Annotated in this window: 21 protein-coding genes and 1 pseudogene; 16 read left to right on the forward strand and 6 right to left on the reverse strand. The window is 53.5% G+C overall.

Annotated elements, in window-relative coordinates:
- Nucleotides 1-56: 56 nt before the first annotated feature.
- Nucleotides 57-398, forward strand: a complete 342-nt coding sequence (locus AA74_RS0109525; RefSeq protein ID WP_025912274.1) for a hypothetical protein — start codon at nucleotides 57-59, stop codon at nucleotides 396-398.
- Nucleotides 399-434: 36 nt separating this feature from the next.
- Here AA74_RS0109525 and ftnA read toward each other — a convergent pair whose 3' ends face one another.
- Both ftnA and yecR read right to left on the reverse strand, forming a co-directional pair.
- Nucleotides 435-932 (reverse strand): non-heme ferritin, encoded by a 498-nt coding sequence (ftnA, locus tag AA74_RS0109530; protein ID WP_008500403.1) that lies wholly within the window; start codon nucleotides 930-932, stop codon nucleotides 435-437.
- 203 nt (nucleotides 933-1,135) lie between these two features.
- Nucleotides 1,136-1,474, reverse strand: a complete 339-nt coding sequence (gene yecR / locus AA74_RS0109535) for a YecR family lipoprotein (RefSeq protein ID WP_021240460.1) — start codon at nucleotides 1,472-1,474, stop codon at nucleotides 1,136-1,138.
- Between the two features lie 233 nt (nucleotides 1,475-1,707).
- On the opposite strand from yecR, the gene azuC reads away from it, so the two are divergent.
- Both azuC and AA74_RS0109545 read left to right on the forward strand, forming a co-directional pair.
- Complete coding sequence (azuC, locus tag AA74_RS1000000123405; RefSeq protein ID WP_014884364.1) at nucleotides 1,708-1,791, forward strand: stress response protein AzuC; 84 nt, start codon at nucleotides 1,708-1,710, stop codon at nucleotides 1,789-1,791.
- Between the two features lie 107 nt (nucleotides 1,792-1,898).
- Nucleotides 1,899-2,150 (forward strand): DUF2766 family protein, encoded by a 252-nt coding sequence (locus tag AA74_RS0109545; RefSeq protein ID WP_008500405.1) that lies wholly within the window; start codon nucleotides 1,899-1,901, stop codon nucleotides 2,148-2,150.
- Between the two features lie 42 nt (nucleotides 2,151-2,192).
- Here AA74_RS0109545 and AA74_RS01000000122135 read toward each other — a convergent pair.
- Nucleotides 2,193-3,532: pseudogene (locus tag AA74_RS01000000122135) on the reverse strand (anaerobic C4-dicarboxylate transporter).
- Between the two features lie 156 nt (nucleotides 3,533-3,688).
- Entirely contained in the window at nucleotides 3,689-4,192 is a 504-nt protein-coding gene (locus AA74_RS0109555; protein ID WP_008500408.1) for a non-heme ferritin-like protein, read from the reverse strand.
- 788 nt (nucleotides 4,193-4,980) lie between these two features.
- Between AA74_RS0109555 and araF the strand changes: the two genes are divergently transcribed.
- From araF to otsA, 5 genes are all read left to right on the forward strand, one after another.
- Entirely contained in the window at nucleotides 4,981-5,970 is a 990-nt protein-coding gene (araF, locus tag AA74_RS0109560) for an arabinose ABC transporter substrate-binding protein AraF (protein WP_008500409.1), read from the forward strand.
- 71 nt (nucleotides 5,971-6,041) lie between these two features.
- Entirely contained in the window at nucleotides 6,042-7,556 is a 1,515-nt protein-coding gene (gene araG / locus AA74_RS0109565; RefSeq protein ID WP_025912275.1) for an L-arabinose ABC transporter ATP-binding protein AraG, read from the forward strand.
- A gap of 11 nt (nucleotides 7,557-7,567) precedes the next feature.
- The gene (araH, locus tag AA74_RS0109570) at nucleotides 7,568-8,557 is read left to right on the forward strand and encodes an L-arabinose ABC transporter permease AraH (RefSeq protein WP_171843394.1); all 990 of its coding nucleotides are present in this window, start codon (nucleotides 7,568-7,570) and stop codon (nucleotides 8,555-8,557) included.
- A 176-nt stretch (nucleotides 8,558-8,733) separates the two neighbouring features.
- The gene (gene otsB / locus AA74_RS0109575; protein WP_025912276.1) at nucleotides 8,734-9,537 is read left to right on the forward strand and encodes a trehalose-phosphatase; all 804 of its coding nucleotides are present in this window, start codon (nucleotides 8,734-8,736) and stop codon (nucleotides 9,535-9,537) included.
- Nucleotides 9,512-10,936 carry an alpha,alpha-trehalose-phosphate synthase gene (otsA, locus tag AA74_RS0109580; RefSeq protein WP_025912277.1) on the forward strand — a complete coding sequence of 475 codons (1,425 nt, stop codon included), beginning with the start codon at nucleotides 9,512-9,514 and terminating at the stop codon, nucleotides 10,934-10,936. The genes otsB and otsA overlap by 26 nt, the downstream gene beginning before the upstream one ends.
- 15 nt (nucleotides 10,937-10,951) lie before the next feature.
- Here otsA and uspC read toward each other — a convergent pair whose 3' ends face one another.
- Entirely contained in the window at nucleotides 10,952-11,380 is a 429-nt protein-coding gene (uspC, locus tag AA74_RS0109585; protein WP_008500414.1) for a universal stress protein UspC, read from the reverse strand.
- 795 nt (nucleotides 11,381-12,175) lie between these two features.
- On the opposite strand from uspC, the gene flhD reads away from it, so the two are divergent.
- The 6 genes from flhD (at nucleotide 12,176) to cheW (ending at nucleotide 17,608) form a co-directional block, all read left to right on the forward strand.
- On the forward strand, nucleotides 12,176-12,526 hold the full coding sequence (gene flhD, locus AA74_RS0109590) for a flagellar transcriptional regulator FlhD (protein ID WP_008500415.1): 351 nt from the start codon (nucleotides 12,176-12,178) through the stop codon (nucleotides 12,524-12,526).
- A gap of 2 nt (nucleotides 12,527-12,528) precedes the next feature.
- Nucleotides 12,529-13,107: a flagellar transcriptional regulator FlhC gene (gene flhC / locus AA74_RS0109595; RefSeq protein WP_008500416.1), complete on the forward strand. Its 579-nt coding sequence runs from the start codon at nucleotides 12,529-12,531 to the stop codon at nucleotides 13,105-13,107.
- Nucleotides 13,108-13,230: 123 nt separating this feature from the next.
- On the forward strand, nucleotides 13,231-14,118 hold the full coding sequence (gene motA / locus AA74_RS0109600) for a flagellar motor stator protein MotA (protein WP_008500417.1): 888 nt from the start codon (nucleotides 13,231-13,233) through the stop codon (nucleotides 14,116-14,118).
- Entirely contained in the window at nucleotides 14,115-15,044 is a 930-nt protein-coding gene (gene motB / locus AA74_RS0109605; protein WP_008500418.1) for a flagellar motor protein MotB, read from the forward strand. The genes motA and motB overlap by 4 nt, the downstream gene beginning before the upstream one ends.
- Nucleotides 15,045-15,048: 4 nt before the next feature.
- Nucleotides 15,049-17,085 carry a chemotaxis protein CheA gene (cheA, locus tag AA74_RS0109610; RefSeq protein ID WP_023293970.1) on the forward strand — a complete coding sequence of 679 codons (2,037 nt, stop codon included), beginning with the start codon at nucleotides 15,049-15,051 and terminating at the stop codon, nucleotides 17,083-17,085.
- 19 nt (nucleotides 17,086-17,104) lie between these two features.
- Entirely contained in the window at nucleotides 17,105-17,608 is a 504-nt protein-coding gene (gene cheW, locus AA74_RS0109615; protein ID WP_008500420.1) for a chemotaxis protein CheW, read from the forward strand.
- A gap of 471 nt (nucleotides 17,609-18,079) precedes the next feature.
- Here the strand turns inward: cheW and AA74_RS0109620 are convergent, their stop codons facing one another.
- On the reverse strand, nucleotides 18,080-19,345 hold the full coding sequence (locus tag AA74_RS0109620) for a dicarboxylate/amino acid:cation symporter (protein ID WP_008500421.1): 1,266 nt from the start codon (nucleotides 19,343-19,345) through the stop codon (nucleotides 18,080-18,082).
- A gap of 430 nt (nucleotides 19,346-19,775) precedes the next feature.
- Between AA74_RS0109620 and AA74_RS0109625 the strand changes: the two genes are divergently transcribed.
- Complete coding sequence (locus AA74_RS0109625) at nucleotides 19,776-20,348, forward strand: spore coat protein U domain-containing protein (RefSeq protein ID WP_008500422.1); 573 nt, start codon at nucleotides 19,776-19,778, stop codon at nucleotides 20,346-20,348.
- A gap of 12 nt (nucleotides 20,349-20,360) precedes the next feature.
- Nucleotides 20,361-20,909 carry a spore coat U domain-containing protein gene (locus tag AA74_RS0109630; protein ID WP_025912278.1) on the forward strand — a complete coding sequence of 183 codons (549 nt, stop codon included), beginning with the start codon at nucleotides 20,361-20,363 and terminating at the stop codon, nucleotides 20,907-20,909.

A 20,909-nucleotide genomic window follows, 5' to 3' on the forward strand; every position in this document is an offset into this window, starting at 1 on the left:
ACATTTCGGCGTAACGTAAACAATAAATACAAATTATCAAATAAAGTGAGGGTTTTATGGCGGAGGAGAATCCTTTTACCGCGGCATGGAGCCGTGGAGGCAACCTGTTGTGCCATGGCCACTGGATAATCCACTGGCAGAACCAGCCCCTGATACTTCCGGAGTCCCGCCGCGAAAAAGATATGGGCACCTGGGGAATCTATTCGGTTATTGATCCTGAGGATGAGACCTTTGCACAAGGCTTACAGGAAGATGAGTGGATCATAGCGAATGTCGACTGGTTGACGGATATGTTCTACGAGATGGGTATTGCGCTGGAGACGGCCAGCTACCGCTATTTTTACCAGGCCGTGAATCCTCACGACTGGCGCTGTACCAGCTGCGCTGGGTGTATGTAAATTAACGCGGTGCAGGGAACCCGCACCGCGCTGAAATTAATTCTGCGTATCCAGCGTGGAAAGTTCTTTATCAATAAAGTAAAGACCTTCGCCTGATTTCCCCACCAGAGATAATTTATCCAGCACGGATTTAAACAGCTTCTCTTCTTCATGCTGTTCGGCGACATACCACTGCAGGAAATTGAAGGTTGGATAATCCTGGCTGGTCATCGCGGCATGAACCAGTTCGTTAATTTTCTGGGTGATCAGCTGCTCGTGCTCGTAGGTGGCGCGGAACAGTTCATCGAGAGAATTATATTCAGCAAATGGAGATGCCACGGTTTCAATGCGCGGCAGGCTGCCGGTATCCGTCAGATAATCAAACAGACGCTGCATGTGCGTCATCTCTTCCTGCGCGTGACGACGCAGAAACGCGGCAGCGCCTTCAAAGCTGTGATAGCTGCACCAGGCGCTCATCTGCTGGTAGAGAAGGGATGAATACAGCTCAAGATTCATTTGTGCGTTGAGCTTGTCGATCATTTCAGTTTTCAGCATGGTGGCGCTCCGGGTTATTATTTCTGGTTCACAATGAGCGACACTATAATTTGTTATTTAATTATTTGCAAAACGTAAAATATTTATTTTATATATTTAAAATACGAATGGGAATAAAACTCATTGGCGATTTTATCATTTATTAATGAGAATTGTTTTTGTTCGTAATGAAATAAACTGCCAGCCTGCGCTGGCAGTCTGGATTAATACCACGGATTGTTTGACTTAGGGTTCACGGCATAACCCATACATTTATACTGGATAGTCACGCTCTCGTTCAGACACAACGAGCCGCTAATGAGGGTGCAGGTTTTAATGGGCTGACCATAGGCTGAGGCCGTGGCGTACCCCATACTCTGACACGCTTTTGCCGCCGTACCGTTATTCACATACTCATCGGAATACGCATTTTGCAGCGCTGCCTGACCGTAGTTAAGGCGGACGATGCCGTTCGGCGCATCGAGGCTGCTGACTTCAGCCTGGCGGTTAATGCTGCACCCCGCGAGCAGGAGGAGTGTGCCGGCTACAATGACTCTTTTCATGGTTCGCTCTGAGTGGATGGAAATACGTTATCGTACCCGCAGATGCCCGCCGCAATGGCTGGAATAGCCGGACAATCTGCCCTCACTCTTCGCAACGGGTTGATGGTGAACGCGATGAGACCCACTCTGATTAAATTGTGATTTCTATCACAAAAACATTGATTTTTGTGATGGTGGTCATATTATAAGCGCATTGACGATAAAGTTGTATAACACGTTGATGGAGCATCACTGTGAAACTGCGCAAAATCCTGAAAAGTATGTGGGCCAATTACTGCCGCACGTTCAAAGACGTGCCGCCGGGCGCCATGTTCTGATAAAAAAACCTGCTTCGGCAGGTTTTTTTATACCTGCAGACGTTGAAGGGAAGATGTCAGGGGGCGTGTTTTGATACTATGGCGGCCTTTAAATAAGGAGAAACCCCATGTCACAAAACCTGAGCGCCGATCAGGAACTGGTCTCTGACGTTGTCGCCTGCCAGCTGGTTATCAAGCAAATCCTGGATGTTCTGGACGTGATTGCGCCGGTTGAAGTGCGCGAGAAGATGTCTACCCAGCTGAAAAACATCGACTTCGCCAGCCATCCTGCTGCCGCTGACCCGGTAACGCTTCGTGCGATCCAGAAAGCCATCGCGCTGATCGAGCTGCGATTCACGCCGCAGGGTGAGTCCCACTGACGCAGGGAAATGGGCGACGGCATGCGTCGCCCTTTGATGTTATCAGAAGAACGTCTGGACCAGCAGGTAGCTCGCGGCACACGCGCAGCTTACCCCAATCAGCCCTGGCAAAATAAAGCTGTGGTTGATGATAAATTTACCGATGCGGGTCGTGCCTGACCGGTCAAAGCCGATGCAGGCCAAATCGCTGGGATAGGTCGGCAGGACAAAATAGCCGTAAGACGCCGGGAAAAAGGCGATCAGCATTTTCGGGTCGATGCCCAACATCAACCCCATCGGCGCCACCGCCGTCAGCGCCGCCGCCTGGCTGTTCACCAGTTTTGACACCAGAAACAGCACAATCGCATATGTCCACGGGTGGCTTTTCACCACGCCTTCCAGGGCCAGCTTTAACTCGTCGAGATGCGCCTGGAAAAAGGTATCGCTCATCCACGCCACGCCGAATACCGAGAAGATCGCAACCATACCGGCCTTGAATACCGCGCCGTTGGAAATCGCGGAGGCATTGACCTTACAGGCCATCAGCATCACGGCACCCGCAATTAGCATCATCATCTGGATGACAAGGTTCATCGACAGCGCCGTCATTTTGCCTTTCAGTTCAAAGGCGGGGCGCAGCTCAGGGAAGGCCCCCAGCAGAACGACCACGGCAATGCCGGCAAAGAAAATCCACGTGGACCAGTAGGCCTGTTTTGGGAAACGCTGATTCATTAACGTCTCTGTTCCGCCGTAGATAAACTCGCGCTGCTTAGGATCTTTTAGCTTTTCCTGAAACTCCATGTCGTCCGCCAAATCTTTCCCGCGGCGTAAACTCCACAGTGCAGCAATAGCCACGCCGAAAAGTGAAGCGGGAACCGACACGGCGAGAATTTCCAGAATTCCCCACGCGTGGCCGATCCCATGCTGGGCCGCCAGGATGGACACCAGCGACACGACGGCAACGGAAACGGGGGAGGCCGTGATGGCCATCTGCGACGCGACCGACGCCACGGCCATAGGGCGCTCCGGACGGATCCCTTTTTTCAGGGCGATGCAATAATCGGGAACATGGTGTAGACCACATGGCCGGTGCCGCACAGAAAGGTCAGCATCCAGGTGGTAAACGGGGCGAGCAGGGTGATGTGCTGCGGGTGTTTGCGCAGCAGGCGTTCCGCAAACTGCATCATGACGTTGAGACCGCCCGCCGTTTGCAGGGTAGCGGCACAGCCAATCACCGCGAGGATGGTCAGCATGACGTCAACCGGCGGTTTACCCGGCTGCAGACCAAAGACGAAACATAAAATAAAAAGACCAATACCGCTGATTAACCCAAGCCCCATACCGCCGAAACGCGTACCCGTCAGCAGGCAGAGGAGAATGACAACAAACTCAATGGTGATCATGATGCTCCCTCGTCAATGATTATGTAATTAAATAAATCATCACACGTTGTGTGGTTAATCATTGGGAGCCAGATCTGATTTGTTAAATTTCAGCAAAAGCAGAAGGTTGGAGAGGGGAAGGGGACCTGCTCCCCGGGACGGAAGCAGGCCAAAAACTCAGTGGTGCTGCACCGCCACAATGTCGAGCAGGTGACGGTCGGTTTGCTCAGGACATAAGCCTGCCTGCTGCGCGTTATGCAGCTCATCCGCCAGCGTCTTCAGCAGCAGGCCATCCTGCTGCTGCTCTTTATCCATATCGCGTAAGAATCTGAGCGTCGTAATGTCCTGCTGCGCTTTGGCTTCATCGGCCAGTTTGTTGAGGGTGCTGCAGCGTTGTTCATACTCTTCAAGCGTTTTCTGAAACAGTTCTTCCAGACAAGAGTAGCTCTCGTTTATCCCATCAAGGGCTTTAACGACAGGGTTTGCCCCTGCAGCTTTCAGGAAGTTAAAAACGCGCATCATATGGGTGACGTTACTTTGTGCCTGAGAGCGAAAGAAGGTGGCAGAGCCCGTGAGGCTATTCTCAGCGCACCAGGCACTTAAGTGAAGGTGCAGGTTGGAGGCGTAGAACTCAAGGTTCATCTGCGCGTTAAGTTTTTGCATCATCGTTTGGGTAGCCATACTCATATCCTTATTGACGGTGGGACGTGATGTCCGTTGCTTAACCTGAGCACCAGGCAAGTACGAAGAAAAAGAGCAGAAATACGCTTTCTGCAGTAAACGAAGTCGACCGAAATTCACTTCCTGTGTTCGATATAAATAAGCATACCCTTGTCTTTGGTCTAAGAAAACTCTTAAATTGGCTGTGTTTACCATACATTACAAACTTTAATATAGTACAGAAATACAATTAGCTCGCCATAGAACAATGTTTAGATAATCCACTGATAATCAACATTTTTTATCGAAGAGATATGCTGTTACTCTTTCGGGAATATTAAACCGGAATAATGCTCTGTAAAAAAATGAATCACGGATTAATTATTCCGTATATCAGGTGCATTAATAAAATTGCGCTAAATCAAATTCTGTGGAGTAAATAATTTTCAGTGCGTGTGGCATTTTTGATGAAAAACATACTGCACTTTTCTGACGTCCGGCGTTCTCGTGCCCGATCCGGGGCATCAGGGATATCTTAGCTAATCTTATGGATAATCCTGCTTACCCTCATTTCATTTGTCTGACAAATACTGCCTTTTTTATGTCATTTTTCGCTGAATTTATGTACGCAATTACTGTAATTCTGCGGTGTGATGGGGCTCTCTTATGGATGATTAATTTCCCGCTAAAACTATCACCAGCAATAACGCTTATAACGAGGTAAGCGCTAATGCCTTGTTTTAAGTCCGATTAAATAAGAAGCACGCACATATTCCCTACAGAAAAGAAAGCTAAAGCTGGAGTTTACCATGCACAAATTTACTAAAGCGCTGGCGGCCATCGGTCTGGCTGCCGTTATGTCACAATCCGCTATTGCTGAGAATTTAAAACTCGGTTTTTTGGTAAAACAGCCCGAAGAGCCCTGGTTCCAGACGGAGTGGAAATTCGCCGATAAGGCCGGGAAAGATTTAGGTTTTGAAGTGATTAAAATCGCCGTGCCTGACGGTGAGAAAACCCTGAACGCCATCGACAGCCTGGCGGCCAGCGGTGCGAAAGGCTTCGTTATCTGTACGCCGGATCCAAAGCTGGGCTCGGCCATCGCGGCAAAAGCCCGCGGTTACGACATGAAGGTCATTGCCGTTGACGATCAGTTCGTGAACGCCAAAGGCAAGCCGATGGACAGCGTCCCGCTGGTCATGATGGCCGCGACAAAAATCGGCGAACGTCAGGGCCAGGAACTCTATAAAGAGATGCAAAAACGCGGCTGGGACGTCAAAGAGACCGCAGTGATGGCTATTACAGCGGATGAGCTGGACACGGCGCGTCGTCGTACAACCGGGTCAATGGACGCGCTGAAGGCGGCCGGCTTCCCGGAAAAACAAATCTACAAAGTCCCCACCAAATCTAACGATATCCCGGGCGCTTTCGACGCCGCCAACTCCATGCTGGTTCAGCATCCGGAGGTCAAACACTGGCTGGTGGTCGGCATGAACGACAACACCGTGCTGGGCGGCGTGCGCGCGACGGAAGGTCAGGGCTTCAAGGCACCTGACGTGATCGGGATTGGCATCAACGGCGTTGACGCCGTCAGCGAGCTGTCCAAAGCGCAGGCCACCGGCTTCTACGGCTCACTGCTGCCAAGCCCGGACGTTCACGGCTATAAATCCAGCGAGATGCTCTACAACTGGGTCACCAAAGGAGCTGAACCGCCGAAATTTACCGAAGTGACCGACGTGGTGCTCATCACCCGCGACAACTTCAAAGAGGAGCTGGCGAAAAAAGGACTGGGCGGGAAGTAATACGCGGTGATTGTGCCCCTCATCCTGCGTGAGGGGCCTGACGTACACACTACAGGAATCACGGAGACGTTATGCGACAGTCTGATCCGTATCTCTCTTTTCGCGGCATCGGGAAAACCTTCCCCGGTGTTAACGCGCTGACCGATATCAGCTTCGACTGCTATGCCGGCCAGGTTCATGCCCTGATGGGGGAAAACGGTGCGGGAAAATCCACGCTATTGAAAATCCTCAGCGGCAACTACTCGCCCACGACCGGCACGCTGGCGATCCGCGGCGAAGAGGTCGCTTTTGCCGATACCACGGCGGCGCTCAATGCCGGGGTAGCCATTATCTATCAGGAGCTGCACCTCATCCCTGAGATGACCGTGGCGGAAAACATCTATTTAGGACAGCTCCCGCACAAAGGCGGCGTGGTGAATCGTTCGCTACTTAATTATGAAGCGGGGCTGCAGCTAAAACACCTGGGGCTGGACGTCGATCCCCAGACGCCGCTGAAATATCTCTCCATCGGCCAGTGGCAGATGGTTGAAATTGCCAAGGCGCTGGCGCGTAACGCCAGAATAATTGCCTTCGATGAACCCACCAGTTCGCTCTCTAAGCGTGAAATCGAAAATCTGTTCCGCGTGATCCGCGAATTGCGTCAGGAAGGCCGGACGATTTTGTACGTTTCGCACCGCATGGAAGAGATATTTGCTCTCAGCGATGCCATCACCGTGTTTAAAGATGGACGCTATGTGCGCACCTTTACCGACATGGCGCAGGTGAACCATGACCAGCTTGTTCAGGCGATGGTCGGACGCGATCTGGGTGATATCTATCACTGGCAGCCTCGCCAGTACGGCCCTGAGCGTCTGCGCCTCGATAGCGTAAAAGCGCCGGGCGTCAGAACGCCGATTTCGTTATCCGTACGCAGCGGTGAAATCGTCGGCCTGTTTGGTCTGGTAGGCGCGGGGCGTAGCGAATTGATGAAAGGGCTGTTCGGCGGTACCCGTATTACCGATGGGCAGGTCTCCATTGACGGCGAGCGGGTAGACATTCAGAAACCGGCCCACGCGATCGGGGCGGGAATGATGCTCTGTCCGGAAGACCGGAAAGCAGAGGGCATTATTCCGGTGCACTCGGTACGCGACAACATCAATATTTCCGCCCGCCGTAAGTTTATTCGCGCAGGTTGCCTGATAAACGATAGCTGGGAGTCGAGTAATGCCGACCACCATATTCGTTCACTGAATATCAAAACGCCGGGTCCGGAACAGCTGATCATGAATCTGTCAGGCGGAAACCAGCAGAAGGCCATTCTGGGCCGCTGGCTGTCGGAGGATATGAAGGTCATCTTGCTGGATGAGCCGACGCGCGGTATCGACGTGGGGGCAAAACACGAGATTTATAACGTGATCTATGAGCTGGCAAAACGCGGCGTGGCGGTGCTTTTCGCCTCCAGCGATCTGCCGGAGGTGCTGGGCGTGGCCGACCGCATTGTGGTGATGCGTGAAGGCGAAATTGCCGGCGAATTACTTCATGAACAGGCGAATGAACAACAGGCGTTGAACCTCGCCATGCCTAAAGTTAGCCAGGCCGTCGCCTGAGTAAGGAGTTAATGATGTCCTCTGTTACTACATCCGGAGTGCCGAAGTCGAAGTCGGCGTTGAGCGTTGGGCGTATCTGGGATCAGTACGGCATGCTGGTGGTGTTTGCCGCACTGTTCGTCGCCTGCGCGATCTTTGTCCCCAACTTTGCCACCTTCATTAATATGAAGGGGCTGGGTCTCGCCATCTCCATGTCCGGGATGGTGGCCTGCGGGATGCTGTTCTGTCTGGCCTCCGGCGATTTTGACCTGTCGGTGGCGTCGGTGATTGCCTGTGCAGGCGTTACGACGGCCGTGGTGATCAACATGACGGAGAGCCTGTGGATTGGCGTTTTTGCCGGTCTGTTACTCGGCGTCATCAGCGGCCTGGTGAACGGTTTTGTTATCGCGCGCCTGAAGATTAACGCCCTGATCACGACGCTTGCGACAATGCAAATTGTCCGCGGGCTGGCCTATATCATCTCCGACGGTAAAGCGGTGGGGATTGAAGACGAGCGTTTCTTTACGCTGGGTTACGCCAACTGGCTGGGTCTGCCTGCGCCTATCTGGCTGACCGTGGCCTGCCTGATCCTGTTCGGCTTCCTGCTTAACCGGACCACCTTTGGCCGTAATACGCTGGCGATTGGCGGTAACGAAGAGGCCGCCCGTCTGGCCGGGGTGCCGGTGGTGCGCACCAAGATTATTATCTTTGTGCTCTCGGGGCTCGTTTCTGCCGCGGCGGGGATTATTCTGGCGTCGCGTATGACCAGCGGCCAGCCAATGACCTCTATCGGTTATGAGCTGATCGTTATTTCGGCCTGCGTGTTAGGGGGCGTTTCCCTCAAGGGCGGCATCGGAAAAATCTCATATGTGGTGGCCGGTATCCTGATTTTGGGCACGGTAGAGAACGCCATGAACCTGCTGAATATTTCGCCGTTCTCGCAGTACGTGGTGCGTGGTCTGATCCTGCTGGCAGCGGTGATTTTCGACCGTTACAAGCAAAAAGCGAAGCGTACCGTGTAACCGTTTTGCACCTCTTTTATTGCTCAACTTATAACCATAGTTGACCCCTTCACCGCCCCGCCAGTAAAACTGACGGGGCGGTTGTCAAATGGCGAGCGACGTCACACTGTCTATACTTACATGGCTATGAAAGAGGTAAAGGCGTTTACCTCTCGTCAACCGTAAGGAGGAAAAGGGTGGCTGACTTGTTAACCGCACCGCCTGTACTGCCCGGACATTATGCTTTCTTTTTTGATCTCGACGGCACGCTCGCCGGGATAAAACCGCACCCCGATCAGGTGTCTATTCCGGAGGCGGTGTTACAGGATTTGCATCAGCTCTCGCTCATGAATGAGGGAGCACTGGCATTGATATCAGGGCGCTCAATGGCCGAGCTGGATCTGCTCGCCAGTCCATACCACTTTCCGCTGGCCGGTGTACACGGAGCGGAGCGCCGCGACATCCATGATCAAACGCATATCGTTTCACTCCCCGACGCACTTACGCAAACGCTCCAGAAGCGGCTCTCTGCTGCGCTGGCCGACCTGCCTGGCACCGAACTGGAAGCCAAAGGCATGGCCTTTGCCCTGCATTATCGCCAGGCACCGCAGCACGGAGATGCCGTGCTCGCGCTTGCTCAGACGGTTGCGGATGCGCATCCACAGCTGGCGCTGCAGCCGGGCAAATGCGTGGTGGAGTTAAAGCCGAAGGGGATTAATAAAGGCGCAGCCATCACCGCATTTATGGCGGAGGCGCCATTTAAGGGCCGGACGCCTGTTTTCTTTGGGGATGACCTGACCGACGAGGCCGGGTTCCGTGTGGTTAATCAGGCCGGAGGGATCGCCGTTAAGGTAGGGCCTGGTGACACTGTCGCCGAATGGCGGCTGGCGGATGTCGCCAGCGTCTGGCAGTGGGTATCTGATATCGCTAACCAGCAACAACAACAAATAGCGCAAAACAAAGGGGGAAACCATTATGGGTCGCTTAGTCGTCGTCTCTAACCGAATCGCACCGCCTGATGATAAAAAAGCCAGTGCGGGTGGCCTGGCGGTAGGGGTGTTAGGTGCCTTGAAAGCCGCTGGCGGGCTGTGGTTTGGCTGGAGCGGAGAAATCAGTGAAGAAGAGAAACCGCTCACAAAAGTGACGCGCGGGAATATCACGTGGGCGTCGTTTGCACTGAAAGAGAAAGACTACGACGAGTATTACTCGCAGTTCTCGAATGCCGTCCTGTGGCCGGCGTTTCACTATCGCCTTGACCTGGTCAAATTCCAGCGTGAATCCTTCGAAGGCTACGCGCGCGTGAATGCGCTGCTGGCGGATAAACTGCTGCCTTTAATAGAAGAAGACGATATTTTATGGATCCACGATTATCACCTGCTGCCGTTCGCCAGAGAGTTGCGAAAGAGGGGAGTGAATAACCGGATTGGCTTCTTCCTGCACATCCCGTTCCCGACGCCGGAAATTTTTACCGCGCTGCCGCCGCATGAAGAGCTGCTGGAGGCGCTGTGTGACTACGATTTGCTGGGCTTCCAGACGGAAAATGACCGACTGGCATTCCTTGACTCCGTGTCAGGGAAAGCGCGTCTGGTGACCAAAGGCGGGAAAACCCATACGGCGTGGGGAAAAACGTTCCACACCGAAGTGTATCCAATAGGGATTGAACCTGACGAAATCGCGGAGCAGGCCTCCGGCCCGCTGCCGCCGAAGCTGGCGCAGCTTAAGAATGAACTCAAGCACGTGAAAAATATCTTCTCGGTCGAGCGTCTTGATTATTCTAAAGGGCTGCCGGAACGCTTCCTGGCGTATGAAACGCTGCTGGATAAATATCCGGAGCACCACGGTAAAATTCGCTATACCCAGATAGCGCCGACGTCGCGCGGTGAGGTTCAGGCCTATCAGGATATTCGCCATCAGCTGGAGACAGAAGCCGGGCGCATTAATGGCCGTTACGGGCAGCTGGGCTGGACGCCGCTGTTTTATCTGAATCAGCACTTCGACCGCAAGATCCTGATGAAGGTCTTCCGCTATGCGGACGTTGGCCTGGTGACGCCGCTGCGCGACGGGATGAACCTGGTCGCGAAAGAATACGTGGCAGCGCAGGATCCCGCCGATCCGGGTGTTCTGGTGCTTTCCCAGTTTGCCGGGGCCGCGAATGAGCTCACGTCGGCGCTTATCGTTAACCCTTACGATCGCGATGACGTGGCGAATGCCCTGAACCGCGCGCTGACCATGCCGCTCACGGAACGTATTTCCCGCCATGCTGAAATGATGGAGACGATCCGGATGAACGATATTAACCACTGGCAGGCGCGTTTTATTCAGGATCTCCGCGATATCGCCCCACAAAGCCATGAAGGCGATTTACAAAAAAAGATCGCAACTTTCCCTAAACTTGCCTGATATTTCCCTGGGGGGTTAACGCCCCCCAAGCGGCACTAATAACACGTCAACCTGACTTGATGCGACAATGGATTTCGCCGCGCAGGCCGCGCGCGATAAAAAGCTGTGGTTATGATTCCCGCATATCACTAAATCAATATTCTGTTTACGACACATGTCGAGAATATGGGCATTAAGTTCTCCTGTCGCAATTACAGTTTCATAGACAGGATAGTGTGCCTTTTCGACCAGCTCGCGCAGAAATTGCTGCGTTTCCTCCTGAAGTACCTCACGAATATCCTCCAGCATGGGGGCAGCCAGCTGATTATACATCTCGGGTTCGGCCGCAAGCGTGATGAGGCTGATGCGGGCATTGTGAGGTCTGGCAATGGAAACTGCCCGGGCGACGAGTTGATGGCTTTCTGGGGAAACGGCAACAGAAACAAGTAGATGGGAGTAACTCATGGCGCACTCCTTGGGTGTCTGACTGACAGCGTTTGATCACCTTTACCGCGATTTTCCGGGTTCTGCAAGGGCTGATTACGACATTAGTGTGAAGCTTATCATAATTATTCATTAATTATTCTTATAAGAAGAATAACTGAAAAATGCGCCTAAATGAAAAAAATTAACAACTTAACGTAAATCACACAATTTTATGCCTTGACTGTTGAATCGTTTTGATGCGTTACAAAATCATTTCGAATGATCACGCTCTGAAACATCTTTTTTGGGCTGCCTGCATAACTCTATGTTTTTTCACAGTAAGAAAAATGTTTCCCGGAGGGGTGAATGATGTAAATGTTTCCGCGCGACGCCCACCCGAGGAAAAGCACGTTGCATGCCAGTTCTGATCCCCCTTCTGCATGAGTATTCGTCAATTAAGAATACAAAACAGTGTCGATTGGTTAATAATTGAACAAATTACAAGTCATACTGATGGATTTATGGGTCATATTCACTTAAATTGTGTGACGTAGATCACATTTTTTTTAAATTTGAGGATGGCTGGATTGTATGTGTCAAAACTGACGAGTAGAGTTTGCGTCGAATTAGGAAAAATCTTAGTTATTTGTAAGAAATGATAAAACATGTAAGAGACGCATTCGCGTTTCCTCTCTTACGCGTTTCGATGAATACAAACCTAAATTCAACTATGCATTTAGCCTTTTCTTTTTTATACCGGGTGATTTCCCGGCGACATCACGGGGTGCGGTCTTTCCGCATAAAAATAATAGTTGGTTATTCGGGATGGGAACAATGCATACATCCGAGTTGCTAAAACATATCTATGACATCAATTTGTCGTATTTACTGCTCGCGCAGCGTTTGATTAGTCAGGACAAGGCGTCCGCGATGTTTCGTCTGGGTATTAACGAAGAGATGGCAACCATGCTGGGTGGTTTAACCCTCCCGCAGATGGTTAAACTGGCTGAAACGAATCAACTGGTTTGCCAGTTCCGTTTTGATGACTCTCAGACTATAACGCGTCTGACGCAGGAGTCCCGTGTAGACGATCTTCAACAGATCCATACCGGTATTCTTCTCTCTACTCGCTTGCTTAACGAAATCAGCCAGCCTGATGACGTAGCCCGTAAGAAAAGGGCCTAGCAATGAGCGAGAAAAGCATTGTTCAGGAAGCGCGTGACATACAGTTGGCCATGGAGCTGATTACACTGGGTGCTCGTTTACAAATGCTGGAAAGCGAGACGCAGTTGAGCCGTGGTCGTCTCATCAAACTGTACAAAGAGTTACGTGGTAGTCCCCCGCCGAAAGGCATGCTGCCGTTTTCTACCGACTGGTTTATGACGTGGGAGCAGAATATTCACGCTTCCATGTTCTGTAATGCCTGGCAGTATCTTCTCAAAACCGGTTTGTGTAGCGGCGTTGACGCCGTGATCAAAGCCTACAAACTTTACCTTGAACAATGCCCACAGCAGGAAGAAGGTCCTCTGCTGGCGCTGACCCGCGCATGGACGCTGGTGCGTTTTGTTGAGAGCGGAATGCTTGAGCTGTCGCGCTGCAACTGCTGCAACGGCAATTTTATTACCCATGCTCACCAACCTGCAGGCAGCTTCGCCTGTAGTTTATGTCAGCCTCCTTCCCGTGCAGTAAAAAGACGTAAACTTTCCCGGGATGCTGCCGATATTATTCCACAACTGCTGGATGAACAGATCGAACAAGCTGTTTAACCCGAACGTGTGGGAAAGATTCCAGCAGCGGTAAGCGATTACCGCTGCTTTTTTTTACCCCGCGAACGGTCAACGCTGCGAGCTGGACGTCCTTGCCATAGTCACTAGCGGAAGGATGATGTCGTGCTTATCTTATTAGGTTACCTGGTAGTTCTCGGTACAGTTTTCGGCGGTTACATGATGACCGGCGGGCACCTTGGAGCACTCTATCAACCGGCTGAACTTATTATCATCGGCGGCGCAGGGGTAGGGGCTTTTATCGTTGGCAACAACGGTAAATCGATCAAGGGCACGCTGAAAGCAATTCCATTGCTGTTCCGTCGCTCAAAATACACCAAAAGCATGTATATGGATCTGCTGGCACTGCTCTATCGCCTGATGGCGAAGTCGCGTCAGCAGGGCATGTTCTCGCTTGAGCGGGATATTGAAAACCCGAAAGAGAGCGAAATTTTTGCCAGCTATCCGCGCATTCTTGCTGATGCCATGATGCTGGATTTCATCGTCGACTATCTGCGACTGATCATCAGCGGCAACATGAATACCTTCGAAATCGAAGCGCTGATGGATGAAGAGATTGAAACCCATGAAAGCGAATCGGAAGTGCCGGCTAACAGCCTGGCGCTGGTCGGCGACTCGCTTCCGGCATTCGGTATCGTTGCTGCGGTCATGGGGGTGGTGCACGCCCTGGCCTCAGCGGACCGTCCGGCAGCCGAGCTCGGCGCGCTGATTGCCCATGCGATGGTGGGCACCTTCCTCGGTATTTTGCTGGCGTACGGCTTTATCTCTCCGCTGGCCAGCGTGCTGCGCCAGAAGAGCGCGGAAACCACCAAAATGATGCAGTGTGTGAAGATCACGCTGCTCTCTAACCTCAACGGTTATGCGCCACCGATCGCGGTTGAGTTTGGCCGTAAAACGCTTTACTCCAGCGAGCGTCCGTCGTTTATCGAGCTTGAAGAACACGTGCGTGCGGTGAAAAACCCAAACCAACAGACGACAACTGAGGACGCATGAAAAACCAGTCCCATCCGATCGTCATCGTAAAAAAACGCAAGCACAAGGGCGGTGGGCATGGCGCCCACGGCTCGTGGAAAATCGCGTACGCCGATTTTATGACCGCAATGATGGCGTTCTTTCTGGTGATGTGGCTGATCTCCATCTCCAGCCCAAAAGAGCTGATCCAGATTGCCGAATATTTCCGCACGCCGCTGGCAACGGCGGTGGCCGGCGGGCCGCGTATCTCTAACAGCGAAAGCCCGATCCCGGGCGGCGGCGATGATTACACCCAGCAGAAGGGTGAGGTGAAAAAAGAGCCGAACATCGACGAGCTGAAACGAAAGATGGAACAGGCGCGGCTGAAAAAACTGCGTGGCGATCTCGATCAGCTGATTGAAGCGGATCCGAAGCTGCGCGCGCTGCGACCGCATCTGAAGATTGACCTGGTGCAGGAAGGGCTGCGTATCCAGATTATCGACAGCCAGAACCGCCCGATGTTTAAAACCGGGAGTGCGGAAGTCGAACCGTACATGCGCGATATTCTGCGTGCCATTGCACCGGTGCTGAACGGCATTCCTAACCGAATCAGCCTGTCAGGCCACACGGATGATTTCCCGTACGCCAGTGGGGAGAAGGGATACAGCAACTGGGAACTTTCTGCCGACCGTGCCAACGCCTCGCGCCGCGAGCTGGTGGCAGGTGGGCTTGATGATGGCAAGGTACTGCGCGTAGTCGGCATGGCCGCAACCATGCGCGTTTCCGACCGCGGGCCGGATGATGCCATCAACCGTCGTATCAGTCTTTTAGTGCTGAACCAGCAGGCGGAGCAGGCCATCCTGCATGAAAACGCCGAAAGTCAGAATGAGTCACTGGACGATTTAAAACAGCCTGGGGCCGTTCCTTCGGCTGCCGTTCCAACATCGCCACCAGCCAATCCGAGGTGATAGCGTGAGCATGGATATTAGCGATTTTTACCAGACATTCTTTGATGAAGCCGACGAATTGTTGGCCGATATGGAGCAACACTTGCTCGATTTGGTGCCCGAAGCACCGGATTCCGAGCAGCTCAATGCCATCTTCCGTGCGGCGCATTCCATTAAAGGCGGAGCCGGAACGTTTGGATTTACCATCCTGCAGGAAACGACCCATTTAATGGAAAACCTGCTTGATGAAGCACGACGCGGTGAGATGCAGCTCAATACCGATATTATCAACCTGTTTTTGGAAACCAAAGATATTATGCAGGAACAGCTCGACGCCTATAAAAGTTCGGCAGAGCCTGATGCCGCCAGCTTTGAATACATCTGCAATGCGCTGCGCCAGCTCGCGCTGGAAGCCAAAGGTGAGGTTGCCGCAGCCGTGGTTCCTGCCGCAAAACTGAGCGTTGTGGATACGGTTGCCGCACAGGCGTCTGCCCCTGCCGACGCACCGGCGGGCAAACTGCGCGTGGTGCTGTCTCGCCTGAAAGAGAATGAAGTTAACCTGCTGGAAGAAGAGCTGGGTAACCTGGCGAAATTAAGCAACGTGGTTAAAGGCAAAGACAGCCTGGCCGCGACGCTTGATGACGGTATTGGCCAGGACGATATCGTGGCGGTGCTGTGCTTTGTGATTGAAGCCGATCAAATCGCCTTCGAAACCGAAACGGTCGCGGTTGACGTTCCTGCGGCTGTGGAAGAGGCGGCTGTTGTCGCTCAGGCTGCCGCACCGGCTGTGGCGCCTGCGGCTCCGGCGCTGAAGGCGGTGCCAAAAGAGGCTGCTGCACCGGGCCGTGGTGAAAAACCTGCCGCGCGCTCCAGCGAGTCAACCAGCATCCGTGTCGCCGTTGAGAAGGTTGATCAGCTGATTAACCTGGTGGGCGAACTGGTGATCACCCAGTCGATGCTGGCGCAACGTTCAAACGAACTCGACCCGGTCACCCACGGGGATTTGATTACCAGCATGGGCCAGCTGCAGCGTAACGCCCGCGATCTGCAGGAATCGGTCATGTCCATCCGTATGATGCCGATGGAATATGTCTTCAGCCGCTTCCCGCGTCTGGTTCGCGATCTCGCCAGCAAGCTGAACAAGCAGATTGAACTGACCCTGATGGGCAGCTCAACCGAACTGGATAAAAGCCTGATCGAGCGCATCATTGACCCGTTAACGCACCTGGTGCGTAACAGCCTCGACCACGGTATCGAACTGCCGGAAAACCGCATTGCCGCCGGGAAATCCCCGGTCGGGAATCTGATCCTGTCTGCGGAACATCAGGGCGGAAACATCTGCATTGAAGTGACCGATGACGGCGCCGGTCTGAACCGCGAGCGCATCCTGGCAAAAGCGATTTCGCAGGGAATGGCGGTCAATGAAAACATGACCGACGAAGAAGTGGGCATGCTGATCTTCGCACCGGGCTTCTCTACCGCAGAGCAGGTGACCGACGTCTCCGGGCGCGGCGTGGGCATGGACGTGGTAAAACGTAACATCCAGGAGATGGGCGGCCACGTTGAGATCCAGTCCAAACAGGGTTCCGGCACGACCATTCGCATCCTGCTGCCGCTGACGCTGGCGATCCTCGACGGCATGTCCGTCAAAGTGGCGGACGAAGTCTTTATCCTCCCGCTGAACGCCGTGATGGAATCCCTCCAGCCGCGTGAGGAAGATCTGCATCCGCTGGCGGGCGGGGAGCGCGTGCTCGAGGTTCGCGGTGAGTACCTGCCGCTGGTGGAACTGTGGAAAGTGTTCGAAGTGGACGGGGCGAAGACAGAGGCTACGCAGGGTATCGTGGTGATCCTGCAAAGCGCGGGCCGCCGCTACGCATTGCTGGTCGATCAGCTGATCGGTCAGCACCAGGTGGTGGTGAAGAACCTCGAAAGCAACTACCGCAAAGTGCCGGGTATTTCTGCCGCCACCATTCTGGGTGATGGTAGCGTGGCGCTGATCGTCGACGTGTCGGCGCTTCAGGGATTAAATCGTGAACAACGTGTGGCGTACACAGCCGCCTGATTAAGTAGAAGGTAATAACATGACCGGTATGAGTAATGTAACGAAACTGGCGGGCGAGCCATCAGGACAGGAATTTCTGGTATTCACTTTAGGCGATGAAGAGTACGGCATCGATATCCTGAAAGTGCAGGAAATCCGTGGTTACGACCAGGTTACCCGCATCGCTAACACGCCTGCGTTTATTAAAGGTGTCACCAACCTGCGTGGCGTCATTGTGCCCATCGTGGATTTGCGCGTGAAGTTCAGCCAGGGCGACGTTGACTACAACGACAACACCGTGGTGATCGTCCTGAATCTGGGGCAGCGCGTGGTGGGGATCGTGGTGGATGGCGTGTCTGACGTGCTTTCTCTGACCTCTGATCAGATTCGTCCTGCGCCAGAGTTTGCGGTCACGCTGTCGACCGAATACCTGACCGGTCTGGGCGCGCTCGGCGAGCGTATGCTGATTCTGGTGAACATTGAGAAGCTGCTGAACAGCGATGAGATGGCGCTGCTGGATATCGCCGCGAGTCACGTAGCCTAAAACAAAGCCGGGTGGCGCTGACGCTTACCCGGCCTACGCGTTCGGGCCATTTGTAGGCCGGGTAAGGCGAAGCCGCCACCCGGCTTTTTTACATCCTGCTCCACCAGCTTAGCTTCCGTGGCTACCCATACGTTAATGCTCGGGGCCGTCTTCACCGCTGGATATCGCGGCGAGTCGCGTAGCCTAAAACAAAGCCGGGTGGCGCTGACGCTTACCCGGCCTACGTGTTCGGGCCATTTGTAGGCCGGGTAAGGCGAAGCCGCCACCCGGCGTTTTTACATCCTGCTCCACCTGCTCAGCTTTCGTGGCCACCCATACGTTAATGCTCGGGGGTCGTCTTCACTGCAGGATATCGCGGCGAGTCGCGTAGCCTAAAACAAAGCCGGGTGGCGCTGACGCTTACCCGGCCTACGCGTTCGGGCCATTTGTAGGCCGGGTAAGGCGAAGCCGCCACCCGGCTTTTTCATGCCATTACGCTTCCTGCTTTACCAGTTCAGCTTCAGCTTCCGCGTCCCGCGCACCTTCATTCTGCGACAGCATGGCGGTCGCAATACCATTACCCAGAACGTTAATTGCGGAACGGCCCATATCCAGGAAGTGGTCGATCCCCATCAGCAGCAGAATACCAGCGACCGGAATGTTAAAGCTTGGGATCGTCGCAGCCAGCACCACCAGCGAGGAGCGCGGTACGCCCGCAATCCCTTTTGAGGCCAGCATCAGGGTCAGCATCAGCACCGTCACCTCAGAGAAGCTCAGATGAATGTTGTACGCCTGCGCAATAAACATCGAGGCGAAAGAGCAGTACACCATCGACCCCACCAGGTTGAAGGAGTAGCCAATGGGCAGTACGAAAGAGGCGATGTTGCGCGAGCAGCCAAAACGCTCCAGTTGCTCCAGCGTTTTAGGATAGGCCGCTTCAGAACTGCTGGTGGTAAACGCCACCAGAACTGGATCTTTCAGCATGCTGACCAGGCGGAACACCTCTTTTTTCAGCACCATGTAACCCACGGCCAGCAGCACCATGCAGGTGAGAAGAATGGCAACGTAGTAGCCGCCAATAAAGGAGGCATAGTTCAACAGAATGCCCAGACCCTGCGTGGCGATAACGGATGAGATTGCCGCGAAAATGGCCAGCGGCGCAACGTACATCACGTAGCCTGTGACCTTCAGCATGATATGGGAAACCACGTCCAGCGCGGCCACCAGTGGGGCATTGAATTTCTGCCCCAGCGACGCGCCGCCAATGCCGAAGAACATGGAGAACACTACAATCTGCAGGATCTCATTGTTCGACATCGCCCCCGCGATGCTGGTTGGAATGGTGTGTGACAGGAACGCTTTCAGCGTCATGCCCCCAACGGCCAGACCGGTATCCACCGCCTCGGTCGGGACGGTCAGGTTCAGCCCGCTGCCCGGATGCTCCAGCGTGACGATAAACAGGCCGACCAGAATTGAGAGCACGGATGAGCTGATAAACCACACCATCGCTTTGCCGCCCACGCGGCCAATGGTGGAGGTTTCGCCCAGCTTCATAATGCCGACGGTGAGCGTACTGAAGACCAGCGGCGCAATGACCATTTTGATCAGTCGCAGGAAAATATCGGTCAGAAGGGTAATATTATCCGACCAGGCTTTGATGGCATCCGCAGATGCATATTCATGAATTGCTGCCCCTGAAAGAATACCCGCCAGCATGAATATCACGATGAAGAGTGTGAGTTTGTTTGCACTTGCCACGAAAAAAGACCCTCTATGCGCTTCAGATGTAGCCCGCACCGATACATATAAATTTTTTATTACGACGCGGGAAATTATTCGGCACATAAATTGACGCAAAGCGTAGGGGGATACAACTCCTTTTTAAGTTTTATTAATTTTGTTGTTATTGCCCTGACGATATATTGTGATCTGCATCACACTTTAATGGATATATTCTCTACTGATAGCATGAAAATGCTGAAAAAAATAATTTAACTCTCTGTTATTTAAGGCAATAAGAAGTCAATAAGACAAAGTGCTTATGCGTTAAGGGGCAGGTGGTCGAAGCGATATCCGTAAACTAAATTCTCAATAACCCCCCTCAGAGGAACATTAAGCGGGGCTAACATCTTGAACGACAAAAATAAAACGTGGCAAGGGAACGGAGACGTCTTCTGGAGGGTGGTAAATGAAAAGAAAACTCCTTTTGATCTGCGCAGGCACCTTACTGACTGCGACAACGGTCCATCAGGCGCTGGCCGTCACCAGTAGCGGCACCATCGGCGCGACGCTGACGCTCACGAACGGTTGTCTGATAAACGGATCGCCCACGCAAAACGGCATTAACTTCGGGACACTGGATTTCGGCACCCATCCCGCAACGTTTTCCACTCTGACCACGCAGCTCACCGGCGCCAGCGGCGGAAACACCTTCACTATTCAGTGTACGACCGCCAGCTATACGGTGGCGATCACCGGCAACACCAACTCCACCGCACCCGGCACCGTTGTCGGCACCCCGGGAACCCCTGCGCGCTATCTGGTTAACACCGCCAACGCGGCACAGGGCGTGGCATACAGCCTGTACAGCGACAGCGGGTTTAACAGCGTGATTGCCAATAACACCGCGCTGCCGATCGCCTCTACGGCCGGAGGGGTGGACAGTTACACCCTCTACGGACGTATTACCGGCGGCGGTAACAGCGTGACGGTCGTCCCGGGCACCTACACCGACACGATTAACGTCAGCGTCACCTATTAGTCCTGCACCGCCATGAAGGCAACTCTTACTGGTCTGCGCATATGCGCAGAGGGACACGTGCAGCCTTTTTTCGCGCTGATCGTCGGATTGCTGATGACGCCCGCGGCGGAGGCGGTGACGTCACAGTCCTTTAAGGTGAGCGCGACGATTGTTCCGGGATGCGCGGTGGCCACCGGCAGCGGAGGGGTTCTCGGGACGCTGGATTTTGGCACCCATAACGGCGTCGAGAGCGCACCGGTAAGCACCAGCTTTGTGCCAAACGGGGCGTTGTCTATCGCCTGCACGCCGGGCGTGGCGCTGAGCATGAGCATTAATGGCGGACAGAATTATTCAACCGTTCGCCGCATGAAGCGCTCGAACGGCGCCGACGTGGTGGGATACCGGCTTTACAGCAGCAGCTCGCTGGCCGCGAACAGCGAAATTGGCGTCAACCAGGCGATACCGGTGACCTATAGCAACAGCAATAACATCGCGCTGCCGCTTTTTGGCGTGGCGCTACTGACCGGATTTAGCCCGGCAGGAACGTATTCCGATCAGCTCACCGTGACCTTGTCATGGTAA

Origin of the sequence: Enterobacter sp. 5-4 (genome assembly GCF_000612205.1) — a bacterium.
GTDB classification, from domain to species: domain Bacteria; phylum Pseudomonadota; class Gammaproteobacteria; order Enterobacterales; family Enterobacteriaceae; genus Enterobacter; species Enterobacter roggenkampii.